Below are 14,893 nucleotides of genomic sequence, written 5' to 3' on the forward strand. Positions count from 1 at the left end.
AGTGTCTAGCTCCAGGCGCCATCTGCTCTAGGGTCTAGTCAAATAGGAATTGAAGGTAAAGAACACCTTCTATTCCTATTAGCCTTATGCTTGTCGCCGAATGCTAAGCGCCTTGCGCTTTTCCTATTTCATTCAAATGCTTTGCCATTGTCTTAGAAAATGGTTTATAGCCACGTTGTTTTTTCTTCAAAGGACGTTCGCTTTGATGGTTTCATGTTTTGAAGTGATTCTTTATCAGGATAACCGATAAAAATATTTCCAATGACTTTCTTGTTTTCTGGGGAGCCAATAAATTGATGTAAACGTTCATCATGAACAAGCCCTACACCTCTAGTTCGCCAAACAAACCCCAGCTCTAACTCCTTTGCTGCTAGCCACATAGAATGAATGGCACAGCAAACAGCATAATCATTATCCCTTGTTGCCTCTTCATCTCCAGGGACAATATCTGAGGTCACAACAATATGAACAGGTGTACTTGTTAAAACTTTTATTGAACTGTTCACTAAATCTGGTTTTGTTGGAAATCGTTCTTCTAAATAGGCTTTTGCTAGAGCTTCATATCGTTTTTTAGCTTCTCCCTTTATGATATAGAAGCTCCAAGGCTCTCTCATTCGATCATTTGGCGCCCAAGTTGCGACCTCAAGTAGGCGTTTAATTTTTTCATCTTCTACTTCTTGATCGCGGTAGTCACGTATCGCTCGACGGCTTTCTAGTTCACTGATGATTGACATGCTTTTCCTCCTTTTTATGATCTAATTTTATCTCTTCAAACCATTGTATCTTTTGACGCAGGTTCACCACTTCACCTACGATAATCATGGATGGGTGTTTAAGGCCAGTTTGTTTCACTAGCTGTTCAATTGTCGTTAATGTCCCAATTAGTGTTTTTTGCTTTTCAGTTGTTCCCCAATTGATAACGGCAACTGGGGTTTCTGCTCTTTTGCCATTCTCAATGAGTTTTTTACATATGTAATCTAAATTTCCTACACCCATATAAAAGGCAATCGTATCTATTCCTTGGGCAAGAGCAGACCAATTAATGTGATCTTGTTGTTTATCAGCACGACCATGTCCTGTTACAATGGCAAATGATGAAGCGTAATCTCGGTGTGTGACGGTGATACCCGCATATGCAGGTGCGGCAATACCTGATGTAATCCCAGGAACAATTTCAAATGTTATCTCATGCTCAGCTAGGACTTCCGCTTCTTCCCCAACTCGACCGAATACACAAGGATCTCCACCTTTTAAACGAGTAATGATTTTGCCTTCAAGTGCCTTTTCGACCATAAGGGCATTGATTTGCTCTTGAATTAATTCGTGTTTTCCGGGAAGCTTTCCACAAAAAATAAGCTCTGTCTCCGATTTTGCATGGTTTAATAATTCTTTATTGACCAATCGATCGTATAAAATGACGTCCGCTTTTTGGATACATTCTAAGCCATAGACGGTAATTAATTTAGGGTCCCCTGGTCCAGCACCTACCAAATAAACGTTGCCTTTAGTCAAAAACATCCCTCTCTTCTCGTTATTCCTTATTCGAATCCCCTGCTGATTGAAATGTCGGCATTTCAATCAGCATCAATGTTCTTTGATTTTTTTACAGTACGCGATCCACTTTTCCACTAATTCCGGACATGAGGCGAAATGAATGTGAGTATACCCTGCCACAACATTGTGCTTTAAGCAGCCTTCAAGCTTTGTTCCTCTCATTCCTTTTGTTTCGTAAGCATGATGAACTTCTTCTTTTGGTGAAAAGGTAGAATAATGAAATTCATGTCCTTTTGCTTTTTGCTGCTCATTTATGAGAAAATTACCCTTCCGGCCCTTAATTTCTCGATAGCCCAACGCGACTCTCTTCGTGTGCATCTTTACTTCGCCTGAAATGATTCCTACCATCTCATGGCGGATGTGGTCTGTTGTTTCAATAGAGTCTGTTAAATACATAAATCCGCCACATTCAGCAAGGGTCGGTAAGCCCTTCTCAATGGCTTGTTTAATTGATAGCTTTGCGTCATTATTATCGGAGAGCTCTTTGGCAAATTCTTCTGGAAATCCTCCACCGATATAAAGGCCATCGATGTTATCTGGTAATGGATCATTCTCGAGGGGTGAAAAATATACAATCTCCGCCCCGTAAGCCTCTAACATTTCTAGATTTTCAGGGTAATAGAAGTTAAAGGCGGCATCTTTTGCTACAGCAATTTTGATGGATGATTCCTTTTTCCTTTGAAATAAAGAAGTGCTTACCTTTGTAACAATTGGATCAGCTTGTGATAGTTTCAGTAGTTGATCGATATCTACTGTTTCTAAAATTAGGTCACCTAAATGATCAAAAAATGGATCTAATTCTCCTCTTTCTATAGAAGGAATAAGTCCTAAATGTCTTTCAGGTATTTCAATATCCATTTCCCGCTTTAAATAACCAATAACAGGTACATCACATTCTTGCTCAATTGCTGTTTTAACAAGATTAAAGTGACCTTCGCTTCCTACTTTATTAGCAATGACCCCAACGATGTTGGGGCCTTTTGAAAGCACCTGAAATCCCTTTACAATCGCAGCTGCGCTTCGAGCCATACTTACACAGTTCACGACAAGTAAAACAGGGCTTTCGATCATCATGCTAATTTCAGCTGTACTCCCTGTATTTGTTCTTGGATCTTTTCCATCATAAAACCCCATTACACCTTCAATAATGGAGATATCGGCTCCTTCGCTCCCGCGTGTAAAGATATCGAGAACATTCTCTTTTGTAAGCATCCAGCTATCAAGATTCCTAGATACACGGCTTGTCACAGCTGTATGATAAGAAGGATCAATATAATCCGGTCCACATTTAAAACCTTGAACCGTTAACCCTTTTTTTCTTAATGCTGACATTAATCCAATGGTTAAGGTTGTTTTTCCAACACCACTGCCGGTGCCGGCAATGACGATTCTTCGATTAGTCACCTAACATTCACCTCTTTAATAAGGAATAACGGCAACAGATATCGTTACATTTCCTGACTTTTTCTTTGTGAGGGCAAGAGTATGCGCTCCACTGTATAAGCGGGCAGCAGGCTCACTTACTCCATAAGCACCTGTAAATTTATAGACCGTTTCAGATGGAAGCTCAATTTGTATAGAATTCAACTCTTCAGCAGTGTAGCAGCTGAACTCCCATTGATGTTTTTGAGCAACCTCAATAATTCCTGCTTCGTCTTTTTTTAAATCGATGGAACAAATCGCTTTAACACTTTTAACGGAAAATTGTAATTCCTCTAATGTGGTATGAATGACTTGCTCAATTTCTTCACTAGATGTTCCTCTATTACAACCGATCCCTAGTACAATGACTTTTGGTCGGTAAAGCACACCGTTTTGGAGGATCACTTTCTCCTTATCTGTTAAATGTCGATGTGTGACAACTAGTGCTGCCTTAGGCTTTGCATCAATTGCATCTTCAATTGTTTGATAGATTTTTAGATTCTCAGGTAATGCTTTATCATGCATCCACCAGTTCTTTTCACCCGACTCTTGGATAATGGCGACGTGCTCTTCATTTACAACAGAAGCACTAACTGGTGTTAACTTTTCTGCACTTTCCCACACCCAACCAAATCGGCTGCCAAATAAATCAACAGGGATTGTTTTTTGTACATCTGATGCAGTTGTAATAACCGGAGTTGCGTGAAGTAATTCAGCTACTTCCCTTGTAAGTTCATTCGCTCCACCTAAGTGGCCAGATAAAACACTTATCACATGCTGTCCTTTATCATCAATGACAACAACAGCTGGATCTGTTTTTTTATCTTTTAAAATTGGTGCGATCATGCGTACGACGGCACCTAACGAAATAATCATAATGATGCCTTTATACTTTTTAAAAAGAGTTGGAAGCAGCATACGGACATTTCCTTCAAAAAGGGTAATGTTTCGTTCAACCTCATCGCCCTTTTCAAACTTGCTCATGTAAAACAAGTCGGTTTGATGGAAATTTGCATGAAGATTTCGAGCTAGCACTACACCATGCTTTGTGATCGCGACAATGGCATATGTACCAGTTTGTTTTAGTTCGACGTTTTTTCCTTCTTCTAAAACAAGTGTCATTCTTTCACTCCTTTTCGATAGCCATGAGTGAAAGTCTTATCGTAAAGCTTTGATTTAAACTCCTTTTGATGAATATCCTTGTCAAGTGCCCACCCAGCTAAGATCATGGCTTGTTTACGAATACCGTTCTTGCGCATATCTTCATCAAGATGTTCAAGTGTTGATCTTACAATTTTTTGATCAGGCCATGATGCTTTGTACACAACACCAACAGGAGTATCCTTACTCCAGCCCGCATCCAGAAACTCTTTTACTATTTTTTTTGTCAGTGTGGCACTTAAAAATAAAGCGATCGTACAGTTATGTTTAGCAAGATCTTTTAATTTCTCTGCTTCCGGAACAGGTGTTCTTCCCTCGGCACGAGTGAGAATAACGGTTTGCGTCAGGTCCGGAATTGTTAGTTCTGCCCCTAAGGCAGCTGCGGATGCAAAAACAGAGCTAACACCAGGAATAATTTCAACTGAAATGTCTTTTTTATTTAAGATGGCGATCTGTTCCATAATGGCCCCGTATACAGCCGGGTCTCCAGTATGAACGCGAACGACCTTTTTACCTGCTTGTACTCGATCAACCATTACTTCGACCATTTCCTCTAAATGCATGCCAGCTGTTTTTATGACTTCTGCATCTGGTTTTGCCCGTTCAATAAGCTCCGTGCTAACTAATGAATCAGCATATAATACGACGTCCGCCTCCCGAAGAAGCTTTAAGCCTTTTACGGTAATTAAATCGGGATCTCCAGGGCCAGCTCCTATGATTGTAATCTTCACTATTTTCTCACCACCATTAATGTCAAATATTCGAGTTCTGACCGGTCTAATTCACTGATATCCCAGATGATTTCTTCATCAGACGTTACTTTTGTCACAACAGATGCTTTTTCGACTAAATTTAACTCACGAAGAATACGTAGCATAAGATCCATGACTTTAGCCACTTTGATAAAGATGACACAGTCATTTTCTACAATTGCTTTTTTCATTGTTTCATAATCATTTCGTGCAGGAATGATGGCAACGTGATCATCACCTTCAGCCAAAGCAATACCAAGTCTTGATGCTGCTCCATTTATAGATGAAATCCCAGGAACTGTTTGAATGTTCACTTCTGGGTAGCGCTCTTTTACAAGATTCATCATGTGGATAAAGGTACTGTAAAGAAGTGGATCACCTTCTGTTACAAACGCTACATCCTTTCCAGTTTTCAGCTTCTCCCAAACAAGCTCGACCGTGTTGGACCACTCTCGTTCAAGGATGACGGGGTCCTTTGTCATTGGAAAGACGAGCCCTAACATTTCTTTTTCGCCTGGTGTTATGTAAACATCAATAATTCGTTGGGCGTAGCTTTTACTGCCCTTTCTCTTTTTCGGATAGGCTATGACAGGAGCTTCTTTTAATTTACGAAAAGCTTTTACTGTTAAAAGCTCAGGATCTCCTGGTCCTACACCTAATCCGTATAATGTTCCTACCATTCTTTTATTCTCCCTCCTTACGGTAAGCAGCGATAATATAAATTGGATTCAAAGCATCAAATCGAGTAAGGTTTAAAATTGGCTTGCTTCTCGACACTTGTGCGAGGGTAATGCTTACTTCAAAACCGTTTCGTTTAAAGGCCTCAACAGCTTGTGATAAATTCTCGATCGTGATGGCATTTAAAACGATTCTTCCGTTTTTTCTTAAACGAGAGCAACAAACGGATAAAATTTCCTCCACCCCTCCTGCTGTTCCACCGATAAAGATAGCATCGGGATCTGGAAATTCATCTAATTTATCAGGAGCTTTCCCTTGAACGACGGTAAAATCTGTTCTAAATTTCTGCATGTTTAGACGACAATTTTCTAAATCATGATCATTTTTTTCAATTGCATAGACTTGCCCCTCATTGGCGATTAAGCAAGCCTCAATAGCTACTGAACCGGTACACGTACCTATATCCCAAACAATACTTTTTTGATTTAACTTCATTTCACTTAGACTAAGAGTTCGGATCTCTTTTTTCGTTAGCAGTCCTTTTTCAGGCTTTCTTTGATGAAATTCTTCATCATCGATTCCGAATGACCATGTTTTGCTATCTGTTATCTTTTTTAAAATAACAATGTTTAAAGGTGAAAACTCTAAATGTTCCATTTCCTCTAATTCGTAGAAAGCATATCGTTCATTGTCACCACCTAGATTTTCAGCAACAAATGCTTTATATTCATTCATGAAAAATGACCGTAAATAACGGGCAATAACCGAAGGACTGTTTTCAGTATCCGTAAGAAGAGCTACTTTTTCTCTGCCATTAATACGTTGAGCAAGTCCTTTCATGTTTCTTCCGTGTACACTAACGATGTATGCGTCTTGCCAGCTTTCATTCATTTTTGCAAAAGCTTGCTGCAAGGAACTTAAGTAAGGATAAATCTCTACATTTAGTCTTTTAGCAAGATAGCTGCCAATTCCATAAAATAATGGGTCTCCTGATGCGAGGACAACAATGTTTCGTTCCTCCTCTTTTTCTAGAAACGTAACGAGTGAGGAAAGTCCGCCTTTTATGACTACCTTCTCACCACAATAATCTTGAAAGAAAGATAGTTGTCTCTCTCCACCTACTAGTATTTCACTCTCATAAATCCACTTTTCATAGACTGGAAGAAGACTCTTCTTACCATCATCTCCTATTCCAATCACCTTAATTGTTTCCTTCATGCTTCCCTGCCTTTCCAAGCAATGTACCCTTCATTGTGTACAAGCTTGTTTCAATCGATATACCACCATTTACTTCCTTTAACCCTGATAAGCAACAATAGGTACATAGAAGGGTGAAAAAGTTGTTGAACCCGTTCTCTACCATTAAATCGCCAACTTGGGATGCGGTATTAGCTTGTTTAATCGTTTCAAGAAGTTCATCATCGGTTACCCCTGCTTCAACTGCTACTCTTGCAAGAAAATTGAAATCGACAGGAGCACTTTTGGAATGAACCATCATGACCCCTTGCGCGACCTTTGAAAATTTCCCCATCATACCAACGAGAGAGACTTTTTTAATCCCTTGCTTTTTGCATTGTTTTAGTGTAAAACCAACAAAGTCGCCCATTTCGATAAAAGCTTCTTCGGGAAGCTCCGGATATTGCTGGATAGCGTATTTCTCACTTCGTCCACCAGTTGTAATTACGACATGCTCACATTGACTTGCTCTTGCTACACTAATTGCTTGAACAATACTTGCCATGTAAGCCGAGGTTGAAAATGGAATGACGGTTCCTCTTGTTCCTAAAATGGAAATACCGCCAATAATCCCGAGACGTTTATTTAATGTTTTTTCTGCCAATTTTTCCCCATCAGGGACGGAAATGATGATGGTAATACCTCTGGATATATTGTGTGATGTAAGAACTTCTTCGGCCGTTTCAAGAATCATTTTTCGTGGCACTGGATTAATCGCTGCTTCCCCAACGGGAACCGGAAGCCCTTCCTTTGTTACACGTCCTACCCCAATTCCCCCATCAAGTGTTATACCGGGCTTATCACTCCATGAAACAGTTGATTTAATCAGAGCTCCATGGGTAGCATCTGGATCATCACCAGCATCCTTAATTGTTTCCGCTTCAGCATATTCACTGTCAATCACACAGCTCTTCATTTCAAATGTTGCAAATTTTCCAACTGGTAGAAAGATCGTACTTTCCGTTTGGGGTTCACCCGTAATAAGTGCCATTAGAGCTGCCTTTGTTGTTGCTGTAGCACATGCACCAGTTGTATAGCCGGTACGCATTTCCTTTTTGTCCTTCTTTTTTTCTTTTCCGTCCATTGGTTAATCCTTATCAGCTAATAAAGAGATTGCATTTAATGCAGCAACCGTTACCGTACTACCGCCTTTTCTGCCTACATTCGTAATGAATGGGACATCTAATTTTGCTAATTCTTCCTTTGATTCTGGTGCTGATACAAATCCGACCGGTAAACCAATCACTAAACTTGGCTTTGCCTCCTCTTCCTTAATTAACCGAATCAATTCAAGTAGAGCCGTTGGTGCATTACCAATGGCATAGATACCACCATCAAATTGTTTAATTGCTTTTCTGACAGAAATAATGGCTCGTGTCGTATTTAAGCGTTTTGCTTCTTCCATAACGTCGGGATCTGAAATAAAAACATGGACACCTCCCCCATGCTTTTCAATTCTTCCTTTGCTTACGCCGCCTAAAATCATTTGAACATCAGCATATACCTGTTCGCCTTTACGGATAGCTTCGATTCCCGCTTGAACAGCTTTGTCATGGAACAGCATACTATGACCTAATTCAAAATCAGCAGAAGCGTGAACAACACGTTGAACAACTTTATACTGTTCTGGTGTATAACTATGTTCACCAAACTCTGAATCAATCATGTTAAAGCTGATACCCTCAATTTCTTGAGGTTGGACAGTTAGTGGTTTAAATTCTGTTTTAAAGTCCATTTTCTATTCCTCCATTTCATTTGTATAAGCTTTTTTGGTTTCTATTTAAGCATTATTGCGGAATATTGATATCCACTCTAGGAAGCTCGCTTTCCGTAAGCGGGCGGTGAGCATCCTTGGCGCTATGCCAGAGGAGGTCTCACCTGTCCCACCTCATCCACATGAGGCGCATATCAGTTCCAATCATCCTTCAACAGTTTTTGTTTTAAATAACCCATTAATATGAGCAAGTACACTTTGAAAATCTGAATATACATTTCCGTATTGAATCTTCGGTCTTTTAATCATGATCGTTTCAATGCCAAGCTCGAGCGCAGCTTCCAATTTCTCATCAACAGAGCCTGCCTTCCCGCTTTCTTTTGTGATCATCGTTGTCACTCCGTACTGCTTGTATAAGGCAGAGTTAAATTCCTTAGAGAAGGGACCCTGAATGGCGACAATATTTTTTTGAGGAAAACCGAGCTTTTCGCATTTTTCCATATTGTCCTTTCTTGGAAGCATTCGAGCAATCACTCTGGTATCTGGTTGGTTTAACAATCGACTCGTGAATATTTCTAATGTCTTGCTGCCTGTTGTGAGCATAATAACTCCTCTTCTTTCAGCAGCTGCTTCTGCCGCATCTTCATAAGTGTCAACCGTTGTAATTCCCTTATGTTCATATAACTTTGACTCACGTTCATATCGGATATAAGGAACACCTGCTTCTTTCGCACTTAAAAGAGCATTTTTGCTTGCTTCTTCAGCGAAAGGGTGACTTGCATCAACCACTGCTTTAAAGCCTTGTTCTTGGATGATTTTCACAAAATCCTCATTCGTTAGTCTTCCGACCAAAACATTTAATCCTGTCTTTTTCATTTCTTTTCCGGCATTTTCTGTTACAACTGTTGTGAGGACCTCATAACCTGAATCTTTTATTGTTAGCGCTAAAGCTCTAGCATCACTTGTACCAGCTAAAAAGAGAATCATCCTTTTTGAACCTCATGTTCATGATGATGGTGGTGATGATGATGTACATGATCATGGTCGTGATCGTGATGATGGTGGTGATGATCAATATGCTCCATTGCTCCAATTCGATAAACACATGTGTCACAGTTCATTTTTACTTCACCTTGTAATGCCTCTTCTATACGATCTTTTATGATGGTCTTCAGTCGTGAATGAAAGCCAAAATAGCCTGCAAGTTTAAACTCAACATCTCGGTGCTCTTGCTCAAACTCTAAAATCATGTTTTCAAGACGTTTGATTAAGATTCCCGTAAAAAGAAAATAAGGTAAGATGACAATTTTCTTTGCACCTAATTTAACACAGCGTTCAACGCCTTCTTTAACTAATGGATCTGTTACCCCCATAAAAGCAGGTTCTACGAATTTGTAGTTGAGTTTTTCCCATAATAGTCGAGTGATTTTATACAAATCACTGTTCGCATCAGGATCACTTCCACCTCGACCTAATAAGATGACAGCCGTATTAGGATCCTCTTCATTTATTTGTTCGCCAACATCTTCTAAGCGGCTTTTGCAAATTTCTATTGTTTCTTCATGAATGCCAAACGGTCTTCCATAGGTAAATGAAACATGAGGATATTTTTCCTTTGCCTCATCAATAGCTGCTGGAATATGAATTTTTGAATGACCTGCTGCAAGAAGCATGAGAGGGATAACATAAACACTTGTTGCTCCTTTTTCTACACATGTATGAATACCTTGGTCAATGGCTGGTCTTTCAAACTCTAGAAAACAGGTTTCCACTAAAAGCTCTGAATCAAGCTGTGGCTTTAGTTCTTCAATTGTTTGTCTTACCTGCTCGTTTCCTTCTGGATCTCGACTTCCATGACCAACTAGTAAAATGGCTTTCATATGATTCTCCCCTATCCTTTTAATCTCCACATGGAGCTGGTTCTATTTCTATCTTTGGTGCCATGTCTTTATATGTATAGCCTTGTACATTTCCTACTCGCTTAAAGTATTTAAAAAATCGCTCATTTGGATGGCCTTTTTCTTTGTATTCATGGACAATTTTTTCGATTACTTCGACAATTTTCTCTGGTTCAATTCCTTCTGCAACAGGCTGACCTGGATGAGCGGTTCTCCCAACTGTTTTCGCACCTAAAAATAAATCAAATTTCCCTTTTCGAAAGATAATGCCAATGTCTTCATTAACAGCTCCAAAACATGCCATACCACAGCCGTTAAATCCTACCTTTAATTCTTTTGGCAAATCAAGACCGCTTAGTTTTTCATGAAGCTCTTCAGCATATGGAATCGAATCCTTTTTTTCACCCTCACAAAAATCACATGCTTTTAGTTGAAACACATCACCGATAGGTTCTAATAGAAATCCAACATCATCTAGTTTCTTTGTGATTAAGTCAGGATTACTTGTTGGAATTCTAAGTATGATTTGATGGTGTGGTGTATACTCCATTGAGCCTTCGTCTCCAACAACCTCTGCAAGTATCATCATTTGCTTTGAAGTAAACTTTTTATTGGCAATTCCAGGGCTTACAGCTAATTCAAAAATGGATGTAATAGGGTTATTAACTACCACTTGTTTTTGTTGCATTTGCTTATTGTTCGTGGATTTGTCGAAATTTTTCTCCACTTTTTGAAGTGCCTCTAGAGCGATTTGTAATGAGCTTCTCTCAGGGTTTTTTTCTTTACATTTTTCGGGATGCTGTACCATATCATTTTTCCCTTTATGGAGCGCCCAAGGCTCGTTTTCGTGTCTAAGTCGTTCATGAGGCTTTAATCGTTGCTCAGTTGAATTCAATGTATATTTTCGTTGATAACCACGAGGCGTGATTATTTTATTGTCATATAAAAAAGTTGTTGAATTACCGATAACAACAGTTGTAAGCATGCCGATGTCGTGATCTAGCATATGTTTAAGATCTGTGATGACAATATGTTGTCGATCACGGTATGCACTTTTTACAAGACCAACCGGAGTCGCGGGTGATCTGTAGTTTAAGAGAATTCGTTGTGCTTCTTGAATTTGTCTTGTACGCCTTCCGCTCTTAGGATTGTAAAGGGTGATAACAAAATCAGCTTGTGCCGCTGCATCTATCCTTTTTTCGATTAAATCCCATGGGGTTAAATGATCACTTAAGCTTATCGTACAAGCATCATGCATAATCGGTGCCCCTAACAAGGAAGCGCAGGAGTTAATAGCTGAAACACCTGGAATGACTTCAACACTAACACCTGTTGCTTCTTTCCAGCCTTTTTCAATCAGCACCTCGTATACAAGTCCAGCCATTCCATATACCCCAGCATCTCCGCTCGAAATAACTGCTACCGTTTTTCCTTCTTCTGCTAGATGAACGGCTGCTTGGGCACGGCTCACTTCTTCAGACATCCCTGTACTAATAATCTCTTGATCTATTAATAAATCTTTAATCAATTCTACGTAGGTTTTGTAACCAATAATACAATCGCTCTCTTGTATGGCATCTTGAGCCCTTTTCGTCATATGCTCAAAGCTTCCTGGGCCAAAACCGATAACAAGTAACTTTCCTAACAATGCATTTCCTCCTTACACTTTGCTTTTTTGTGGTTTATCTATACCGACAATCGACTTTGAATGTTCAGGTGCTACAAAATGCTCATGTTCATATGTGTAAATCACACTATCTTCTATGACTTTTCCATCAATCAGATGCCCTTGGACAATTTCTTTTGCTAATTCAGGAGTACCAGCTTTGTACCATACTCCTTCTGGATAGACTACAACTACACAAGCATCTTTACATCTTCCGTTACATCTCGTTCGAGTTGTATGAATTCTATTGTCCAAATCTAAGGCTGTAATCTCTTCTCTTATTGCCTGTGTAACTTCCTCGCCACCTTTTCTCATACAGCTGCTTCCGTTGCATATTAAAACGTGATGCATTGTTTCGGTTAAATTCCAAGTCGTCATCTGAACACTTCCAATCTATTAAATATTTAGACTTTATTAACTGTTTAAAGAAGTAAAAAGTTTCTGAATCAGCTCAAAAAAAGTTTGACCTCAAATCCACCAAAGAGACTTACCAAGATAAGTGAACACCTTACAAAAGAAAATGAACAGAAAACTTTCCAAAACTTAAAAACTAAATAAAAGTGCACCCCTATATAGATAGAGGTGCACTAAAAAATAATGCTATGAATATAGCATTTTCTAATACACATCCACCTATATCCCCGTAGGTATCAGTTAAAAAGAAAAGGCAGGTCTCCTGACTAAGGTTCATTGCTTTATTACGTCTTCCCAATATAAATCAGTGACTATTTTGTAATAAAGCTCACCATTACAGTGGCGGGTACCGTGTCGGAATTTCACCGACTTCCCTCTTATGTTCAACAAAAGGTTGAAGTACACCTAATCTTTTAAAATATTTAATTGTTCATCTTAAATGTATTTGATTGCTATGAATAATATGTCCACTTTAATTTTTCAAAAAAAAAACGCTCAGGTTCAACTGAGCGGAGAAAAGTAAAATGAAGGCATACCAAAAAAATCTATTTGGTTGCAATCATTTCACCTTCTCACCTCCCGAAGAAACTGAAATTTATAAACTAAGACAGGTCTCCTGACTTGTGTTTCAATCTACTTTAAGCCCTTCCCATATAACCACCTAATTAAGATGGTTATACAGTGGTATAACTTATTTCGTCAACACTTACAGTTGCGGGGACAGTTCCGGAATTTCACCAGATTCCCTATTAAGCCAACTTGGCATCTTAATTTATTGCTTTGTTAGATTTATTAAATTCGATAGTTTATATAATAAAGTGTTATTTAAGATATTTCAACATATTATTGGTGAATAAGACAAAATTTACATGGCCGCTTCTTTTTCGTCATAAGCAATTAAAATAATATCAATAGATGATTAGTAAATTTAAAGAGTTTTGTCCTTTATGATAAAACTAAAAACGAAGCCTGATAAATTTAACCCCGTATTTGATTAAAGTGCTGCTGAGCTTGCATCTTTCTTTTTGAATTCAGCCTTTTTTGTCAGTAAACTATTTAATTTTTCAGAACTAAGGAGCATTGCTGCTACAAAAGCAACAATACAAAATGGGAAGATTCCTATTGTTGAATGAGTTGCTATGAAACCTAGAAGAGGAGGCATGAATGTAGTGCCAGTATAAGCAATTGCCATTTGATAGCCCATGATTGTCTGAGAATGTTTTTTCCCAAAACGTGTTGGCGTTTCATGCAACATACACGGAAATATCGGCGCTAATCCTAGTCCAACAATAATAAAACCTATAAGTGAGAAAATGGACGGCAATGGTAAAATTAGAATAACGGCACCAATTAATGCTATTATTTGTCCGAGCTGAATAAGAGTACGGTTCGTCATTTTAAAGGTAATAAAGCCTGTTATAAATCGACCAATTGTTATGCCTGCGTAATAAAAGGAAACCCACCCGGCTGCAGTTGCCGCACTTAATCCTTTGACATTTACCAAGAAGCTGCTTCCCCAAAGGCCCATTGTTGCTTCAACCCCGCAATAAAACAAGAAGGATGCAAGAGCAAGTTTAACTCCTTTAATTTGTAAAGGTTTTACATCTTCAGCATTTATTACATCTTTTGAATCTTCGGTTTCTTCAGTTAGAGTAAGATTGCTGTTTTTGGTCACTCTGTTCCATAAAGGCAAAGTGAAGAGAAGAATTACAACTAACGCAAACTGAACGCCAGAAATAACAAAATACCCATTTCTCCAAGAATTTCCCTCTGAAATAAACTGAGCCATTATGATAGGACCTAAAGTAGCTCCCACTCCCCAAAAACAATGTAACCAACTCATATGATGTGCCTTATAATGTGTAGCAACATAATCGTTTAATCCTGCATCAACAGCTCCTGCCCCTAATCCGAGTGGGATGGCACAAATAATTAACCAAATGATTGAAGGAGCAAAGTGAAATCCCAGCAATGCAGCTGCAGTCATTAGGACGCTGACAAATGTGACGTTGCCAGTGCCGAACCGTTTAAGAATCTTTCCGCTGGCTAAACTGGAGATAATTGTCCCACCTGCAATTGTCATAAAAAGGAATCCAGCAGTCTTGAGTGGAGCCCCATAGTCCGATTGCATCACCGGCCACGCTGCCCCCAGCAATGAATCAGGTAATCCTAAGCTGATAAAAGCCAAATAAATGATGATTAATAGAAATGTTGTCATATGAAACCTCACCTTTCATTCGTTTGTAGTCTAGTTCAAAACTTTGAAATCCATTTTAATAAAGCTGCTTCCATCTTGAGATCCCTCCTTTGTAATTGAACTTATTAAAGTTGTTTAAAAAGTATAGAAATAAAAACTTATTAAATTTTTTATTTAATAAGTTACTAGTATTTCAAACAG

At 38.9% G+C, this 14,893-nt stretch carries 14 protein-coding genes and 2 riboswitches; all 14 genes read right to left on the minus strand.

Features of this window, described 5'->3' with window-relative positions; all coding sequences use genetic code 11:
• Positions 1–164: 164 nt before the first annotated feature.
• Complete coding sequence (locus ACSVDH_RS14695; RefSeq protein WP_439251964.1) at positions 165–734, minus strand: nitroreductase family protein; 570 nt, start codon at positions 732–734, stop codon at positions 165–167.
• A complete protein-coding gene (gene cobA / locus ACSVDH_RS14700) occupies positions 718–1,512 on the minus strand; it encodes a uroporphyrinogen-III C-methyltransferase (protein ID WP_439251963.1) in 795 nt (264 codons plus the stop codon). Before cobA ends, ACSVDH_RS14695 begins: the two co-directional genes overlap by 17 nt.
• 72 nt (positions 1,513–1,584) lie before the next feature.
• On the minus strand, positions 1,585–2,958 hold the full coding sequence (locus ACSVDH_RS14705) for a cobyrinic acid a,c-diamide synthase CobB (RefSeq protein ID WP_439251962.1): 1,374 nt from the start codon (positions 2,956–2,958) through the stop codon (positions 1,585–1,587).
• Positions 2,959–2,973: 15 nt separating this feature from the next.
• Positions 2,974–4,098 (minus strand): cobalt-precorrin 5A hydrolase, encoded by a 1,125-nt coding sequence (locus ACSVDH_RS14710; RefSeq protein ID WP_439251961.1) that lies wholly within the window; start codon positions 4,096–4,098, stop codon positions 2,974–2,976.
• Entirely contained in the window at positions 4,095–4,868 is a 774-nt protein-coding gene (cobM, locus tag ACSVDH_RS14715; protein ID WP_439251960.1) for a precorrin-4 C(11)-methyltransferase, read from the minus strand. The genes ACSVDH_RS14710 and cobM overlap by 4 nt, the downstream gene beginning before the upstream one ends.
• Positions 4,868–5,569: a precorrin-2 C(20)-methyltransferase gene (gene cobI, locus ACSVDH_RS14720; RefSeq protein WP_439251959.1), complete on the minus strand. Its 702-nt coding sequence runs from the start codon at positions 5,567–5,569 to the stop codon at positions 4,868–4,870. The genes cobM and cobI overlap by 1 nt, the downstream gene beginning before the upstream one ends.
• 4 nt (positions 5,570–5,573) lie before the next feature.
• Positions 5,574–6,785 carry a precorrin-6y C5,15-methyltransferase (decarboxylating) subunit CbiE gene (gene cbiE / locus ACSVDH_RS14725; protein WP_439251958.1) on the minus strand — a complete coding sequence of 404 codons (1,212 nt, stop codon included), beginning with the start codon at positions 6,783–6,785 and terminating at the stop codon, positions 5,574–5,576.
• Positions 6,769–7,887, minus strand: a complete 1,119-nt coding sequence (locus tag ACSVDH_RS14730) for a cobalt-precorrin-5B (C(1))-methyltransferase (RefSeq protein ID WP_439251957.1) — start codon at positions 7,885–7,887, stop codon at positions 6,769–6,771. Before ACSVDH_RS14730 ends, cbiE begins: the two co-directional genes overlap by 17 nt.
• Before the next feature lie 3 nt (positions 7,888–7,890).
• Positions 7,891–8,538 (minus strand): precorrin-8X methylmutase, encoded by a 648-nt coding sequence (locus ACSVDH_RS14735; protein ID WP_439251956.1) that lies wholly within the window; start codon positions 8,536–8,538, stop codon positions 7,891–7,893.
• A gap of 183 nt (positions 8,539–8,721) precedes the next feature.
• The gene (gene cobK / locus ACSVDH_RS14740) at positions 8,722–9,504 is read right to left on the minus strand and encodes a precorrin-6A reductase (RefSeq protein ID WP_299091597.1); all 783 of its coding nucleotides are present in this window, start codon (positions 9,502–9,504) and stop codon (positions 8,722–8,724) included.
• Positions 9,501–10,397, minus strand: coding sequence for a sirohydrochlorin chelatase (locus tag ACSVDH_RS14745; RefSeq protein WP_439251955.1), 897 nt, complete (start codon positions 10,395–10,397; stop codon positions 9,501–9,503). Before ACSVDH_RS14745 ends, cobK begins: the two co-directional genes overlap by 4 nt.
• A 19-nt stretch (positions 10,398–10,416) precedes the next feature.
• Positions 10,417–12,063: a precorrin-3B C(17)-methyltransferase gene (gene cobJ, locus ACSVDH_RS14750; protein ID WP_439251954.1), complete on the minus strand. Its 1,647-nt coding sequence runs from the start codon at positions 12,061–12,063 to the stop codon at positions 10,417–10,419.
• A 12-nt stretch (positions 12,064–12,075) separates the two neighbouring features.
• Positions 12,076–12,459, minus strand: a complete 384-nt coding sequence (locus tag ACSVDH_RS14755) for a (2Fe-2S) ferredoxin domain-containing protein (protein WP_439251953.1) — start codon at positions 12,457–12,459, stop codon at positions 12,076–12,078.
• Positions 12,460–12,730: 271 nt separating this feature from the next.
• Positions 12,731–12,919, minus strand: a riboswitch (cobalamin riboswitch).
• A gap of 165 nt (positions 12,920–13,084) precedes the next feature.
• Positions 13,085–13,280, minus strand: a riboswitch (cobalamin riboswitch).
• 209 nt (positions 13,281–13,489) lie between these two features.
• Complete coding sequence (locus tag ACSVDH_RS14760) at positions 13,490–14,713, minus strand: MFS transporter (protein WP_439251952.1); 1,224 nt, start codon at positions 14,711–14,713, stop codon at positions 13,490–13,492.
• Positions 14,714–14,893: the final 180 nt, after the last annotated feature.

Origin of the sequence: Metabacillus sp. Hm71 (assembly GCF_051842955.2) — a bacterium.
Classification (GTDB): domain Bacteria; phylum Bacillota; class Bacilli; order Bacillales; family Bacillaceae; genus Metabacillus.